The sequence below is a fragment of the Longimicrobiaceae bacterium genome, assembly GCA_035696245.1.
Classification (GTDB): domain Bacteria; phylum Gemmatimonadota; class Gemmatimonadetes; order Longimicrobiales; family Longimicrobiaceae; genus DASRQW01.
On the sequence record DASRQW010000370.1, the window covers coordinates 1 to 4,950 of the forward strand.

Genomic DNA, 4,950 nt, shown 5'->3' on the forward strand with positions numbered 1-4,950 from the left:
GAATGCCTTGTTGGCCTCGGCCATCCGGTGGGTGTCGTCCTTCTTCTTGATGGTGGCGCCCTCGTTCCGGCTCGCGGCCAACAGCTCGGCACCGAGGCGGTCCGCCATCGTCTTCTCGCCGCGGGCGCGGGCATAGCCCACGAGCCAGCGCATGGCGAGCGCGGTGCGGCGCTCCGGACGGACCTCGACGGGCACCTGGTAGGTGGCGCCGCCCACGCGGCGCGACTTCACCTCGAGGACCGGCTTGGCGTTGTTGAGCGCGGCCTTGAAGACGGTCTCGGCCGGCTGGCCGGTCTTCTCCTCGAGCGCGGTCATCGCGGCGTAGAAGATGCCCTCGGCGGTCGACTTCTTGCCGTCGAGCATGAGGGTGTTGACGAACTTGGTGATCGACTCGCTCCCGTAGACGGGATCCGGGAGGATCGGGCGCTTGACGGCGCGTGTGCGGCGGCTCATGGCTTACCTCTTCCCCTTGGCGGGAGCGCCCTTGCCGGCACCCTTCCCGGCCGGCTGACCCGGCTTGGGACGCTTGGCACCGTACTTGGAGCGGCTCTGGCGGCGATCGTTCACGCCGGAGGCGTCGAGCGTGCCGCGGACGATGTGGTAGCGCACACCCGGAAGGTCCTTCACGCGACCGCCGCGGATGAGGACGATCGAGTGCTCCTGCAGGTTGTGGCCCTCACCCGGGATGTACGCGGTGACCTCGAACCCGTTGGTCAGCCGGACGCGGGCGACCTTGCGAAGCGCCGAGTTCGGCTTCTTCGGGGTCGTGGTGTAGACGCGCGTGCAAACGCCGCGCTTCTGCGGATTGTTCCGCATCGCCGGCGACTTGCTCTTCTTCTCGAGCGTCTGGCGTCCCTTGCGGACCAGCTGGTTGATAGTCGGCATGCTTTGGCGTATACCCGAGTGAATAAACGAAATACAGGCGGAGACGTACCCTGTCTCCGCCGCCGCCTGACAGCAGGTGGGCGACAGACCGAGAAACGTAATGACGGACCCGCCCCCTGTCAACCCGCCGCGGCGCCTCCCGCGCTGGTGGATGCAAGCCGTTCGGCTGGCGCGGAGACAGGTCGTCGCGCTTCGGAAAGTGCCGTCTCGGGCGCGATCACCGCGGGTGGATCGGGATGAGCTGGGCTCCGCCGCGCATCCGCGGGAGACTGGCGGATCGGGGGATGGAGGGCCGTACATCTCCAGTCACGGGAGATGGTCGTCCGGCGATGCGGCCGCGCATCTGCCGAGAGGCATCTTCCGATGCGAATCTCTCCGTGGCTGTCCGCCGTAGGCGCCTGAGACGCCATCCACGCACATCTACGTTCGTCTTCCGACTGGCTCCCGTCCGCGACGCGAGGGAGAAAGCGAAGCGGCCCCGCACCGCGTGCGAGGCTGCTCGGCGGGCGAGGGGGGGTGTCGCGGTCCCGCTCTACCCGCGGTACTTCTCCAGCAGGACCATCATCAGCACGCTGAGGAGGGCGAGGCGCTCGTCAGCGTCGGTCAGCTCGGCGGCGGTCCGCGAGAGGGTGAAGCGGCCTTCCAGGAACGCCGGCTCCTTCTTGAGGCGCATGAGCTGCTCGCCCGTGTCTGCCCGAGTCACCAGGTACGCGGGGTTGAAGACGTAGCCGCTGAAGATGCCGGCGATGGGGATCTCGCCGAACAGCCCGTCGAGCACCTTGACCCACGGGTTCTCCTCGCGGATCTCCATGATGGTCCCGCCACCGCGCATCACCTCGTAGTGCGTGCGCCAGATGGAGCGCATGCCGCGGCGCTGCACCACGCCCAGCTCGGCGCCGCCCGCCTCGGCGACGTGGTAGCGCGCGGAGATGTCGAGCACGCGGTCTGCCGCGATGGTGTACAGCGGGCGCGTCTGCTCGGTGTCGGCGAAGACGGTGACGGCTTCCTTGAGCTTGAACGCCTTCTGCTTCACGTAGCAGAGCAGGCTGCCGCTGGCGTCGGTGACGGAGATCTGACGGCCGAGCGCAAACGTCTTGAACTTCAATTCGAGTGGGAATTGCATGGGCGCGAGGAGGGAGAGCGTGGCAGGTTGGACGGCTGACCGTACCGAAGCTACGGCGGCACCGTAACCGGTGCAACGCTCCCGGCCGAGCTACGTCACCCGCCTCTCTGCATGGCGCTCCGCGCATCGGGACAGTCATCTGGCCCGCGCATCGGCGGCAGCGCATCACCGGTGATCGATCAGGACCGCGGGATGGGCTTCACCGCATCTCCCGAGACTCCCAGCCGTTCATCTCCCGAAGAGCCGGCAGTCATCTACCGGGACTGAACGAGCGGCGGCGGCGCGGGTCAGGGGCTCATCGAGCCGAGAAGGAGGGCCAGGAGCGCGGCGGACGCGGCGCAGAAGGCGAGGCCGCTCCAGTGCGCGGAGGCCCAGGTGCCCGCCCGTGGCCGGTACGGCACGCGCGAGGCCTGGGTTCCGGCTGCTGCTTTCCGTCTCTCGCTCCCCTGCATCGCGCGCCTCCGCTTCCACGTGAGTACGTCCGCCACCCGGAGGAGAGATACCGGCGTGCGGAGCCGCGCGTTTGCCGGCGGCGGGGTCTGGCGGGTTGCTGCCATCTTCGCTCACGACGCATATTTCCCACGGCGCGTAAACCGGACGGGGCCGAGCGGCATCCAACCTTCCGGCGCACCCGCCTCCCCACCTCCTGCCGCGCGCCCGCGCGGGGGACGTTCCCGAACCAGGACACCACGCATGACCTCTCTCAAGACCCTGCGCCCGCTGGCGGCGGCGCTGGCCACGCTCGCGGCGACGCAGGCGGCGGCCCAGACGCCCGCGTCCAACCCGGGCCCGCCGCTGAGCCGCGAGAACCTGGACACGACCTGCGCGCCCTGCCAGAACTTCTACCGCTACGCGAACGGCGGGTGGGCGGCGAAGAACCCGGTCCCGGCGGCCTTCTCGTCGTGGAGCGGCTTCAACGAGCTGACCGAGCGCAACAACCTGGTGCTGAAGCAGGTGCTGGAGACGGCGGCGGCGAACGCGGAGACCACGAGCGACCCCAACACGCGCAGCCTGGGCCGCCTGTATGGCACGTGCATGGACAGCGCGGCGGCGGAGCGGGGGGGCATCTCGCCCATCGCGGCAGACCTGCGGCGGCTGGACGCGATCCGCACGCGCGCGGACCTGCAGGCCACGCTGGGCCGCCTGCACCGCGAGGGCATGGGCGGGCTGTTCGGCTTCGGGTCGGAGCAGGACGCGGTGGACGCGAGCAAGGTGATCGCTGGGATGGGCCAGGGCGGCCTGGGCCTGCCGGACCGCGACTACTACACGCGCACCGACAGCGTGACGGTGCGGCAGCGCGCCAACTACGTGGCGCACGTGCAGCGCCTGTTCGAGCTGGCCGGCGAGCCCGCGGCGCAGGCCACGGCCGACGCGCAACGCGTGATGTCGCTGGAGACGGCGCTGGCGCTGGCGTCGATGGGACGCGTGCAGCTGCGCGACCCCCAGGCTTCGTACCACGTGATGACGGTGGCCGAGCTGGACCGGACGGCACCGGGCTTTTCGTGGGCCACGTTCCTTCGCGACGTGGGCCTGCCGCAGGTGACGTCGATGAACGTGGGCCAGCCGGAGTTCGCCAAGGCCATGGCGCACGAGATCGCGACGCGGCCCATGGAGGACTGGCGCGCGTACCTGCGGCTGCGGGCCATCAACGGCGCGGCGAGCTGGCTGAGCACGCCGTTCGTGCAGGAGAACTTCCGCTACTCGTCTTCGCTCACGGGCGCGAGAGAGATGCAGCCGCGGTGGAAGCGCTGCCTGCGCATGGCCGACGGCGTGCTGGGCGACGCGCTGGGCCGCGAGTACGTGAAGGTGTCGTTCACGCCCGAGGCGAAGGCGGGGATGGAGGACATGCTGCGCAACATGCGCGCGGTGTACGCCGAGCGCATCGCGGCGGCCACGTGGATGAGCGACAGCACCAAGCCGGCGGCGCTGCAGAAGCTGGGCACGTTCGCCCAGAAGATCGGCTACCCGAGCGTGTGGCAGGACTACAGCAGCATGAACATCGGCAACGCGTCGTTCGTGTCGAACCTGCGCGCGGGCGGGCTGTACGACACGCGCCGGGACTTCGCCAAGATCGGCAAGCCGGTGGACCGCACGGAGTGGGGGATGACGCCGCCCACCGTGAACGCGTACTACAACCCGCAGGTCAACGAGATCGTGTTCCCGGCGGGGCGCCTCCAGCCGCCCTTCTTCCACCCGTCGTACGACGTCGCGGCCAACTACGGCGGCATCGGCGGCACGATCGGGCACGAGATGTCGCACGGGTTCGACGACCAGGGCCGCCAGTACGACGCGCAGGGCAACCTGCGCGACTGGTGGACGGCCGGCGACGCGCAGCGCTTCGGCGAACGGGCGCAGAAGGTGGTGGACCAGTACAACGCCTACACGGTGCTGGACAGCCTGCACGTGAACGGAAAGCTCACGCTGGGCGAGAACATCGCCGACATCGCGGGCCTGCGGATCGCGTACTACGCGATGGAGAAGGCGCTGGAGGGCAAGCCGCGCGTGCTGATCGACGGGTTCACGCAGGAGCAGCGCTTCTTCCTGGCGTACGCGCAGGCGCGCCGGGCCACGTTCCGCGACCAGCAGCTGCGGCTGATGGTGCAGACCGACCCGCACTCGCCCAACGAGTTCCGCGTGAACGGGCCCATGGCGAACATGCCGGAGTTCGCGGCGGCGTTCGGGTGCAAGCAGGGCGACCCGATGGTGCGGCCGGAGAACCTGCGCGTGCAGATCTGGTAGCGTTCGCGCCTGTCCGATGTCGCAGTTTCTGCATCGGACGGGATTATGGTGGATAGAGGAGCGGCCGTCGTCCGGATGATCGGGCGGCGGCCGTTCGCCTTTTGCGTTCGTCGCGGGGTGCGGTTGAGGTGTCGAATGCGGAAGGGGTGCCCCCTCCCCCGGCCCCTCCCCCGCAAGCGGGAGAGGGGAGAACTGCATGCAGG

The 4,950-nt window shown here is 69.5% G+C and carries 4 protein-coding genes; 1 reads left to right on the forward strand and 3 read right to left on the reverse strand.

Translation table 11 applies throughout. The features are described 5' to 3' along the window. The 3 genes from rpsG to VFE05_16940 form a co-directional block, all read right to left on the reverse strand. The coding region (rpsG, locus tag VFE05_16930; protein ID HET6231762.1) for a 30S ribosomal protein S7 at positions 1 to 453 on the reverse strand (453 nt) is incomplete at its 3' end. A 3-nt stretch (positions 454 to 456) separates the two neighbouring features. Beyond that, on the reverse strand, positions 457 to 885 hold the full coding sequence (gene rpsL / locus VFE05_16935) for a 30S ribosomal protein S12 (GenBank protein ID HET6231763.1): 429 nt from the start codon (positions 883 to 885) through the stop codon (positions 457 to 459). Between the two features lie 532 nt (positions 886 to 1,417). Beyond that, a complete protein-coding gene (locus VFE05_16940; protein HET6231764.1) occupies positions 1,418 to 2,008 on the reverse strand; it encodes a hypothetical protein in 591 nt (196 codons plus the stop codon). 693 nt (positions 2,009 to 2,701) lie between these two features. Here VFE05_16940 and VFE05_16945 point away from each other — a divergent pair. Further along, positions 2,702 to 4,747: a M13 family metallopeptidase gene (locus VFE05_16945; GenBank protein ID HET6231765.1), complete on the forward strand. Its 2,046-nt coding sequence runs from the start codon at positions 2,702 to 2,704 to the stop codon at positions 4,745 to 4,747. The last annotated feature ends 203 nt before the right edge of the window (positions 4,748 to 4,950 follow it).

What these genes read in the sequence shown, in the direction of transcription:
- VFE05_16940 (HET6231764.1), bottom strand. Translation starts at nt 2,008, where the DNA reads ATGCAATTCCCACTCGAATTGAAGTTCAAGACGTTTGCGCTCGGCCGT.
- VFE05_16945 (HET6231765.1), top strand. Translation starts at nt 2,702, where the DNA reads ATGACCTCTCTCAAGACCCTGCGCCCGCTGGCGGCGGCGCTGGCCACG.
- rpsL (HET6231763.1), bottom strand. Translation starts at nt 885, where the DNA reads ATGCCGACTATCAACCAGCTGGTCCGCAAGGGACGCCAGACGCTCGAG.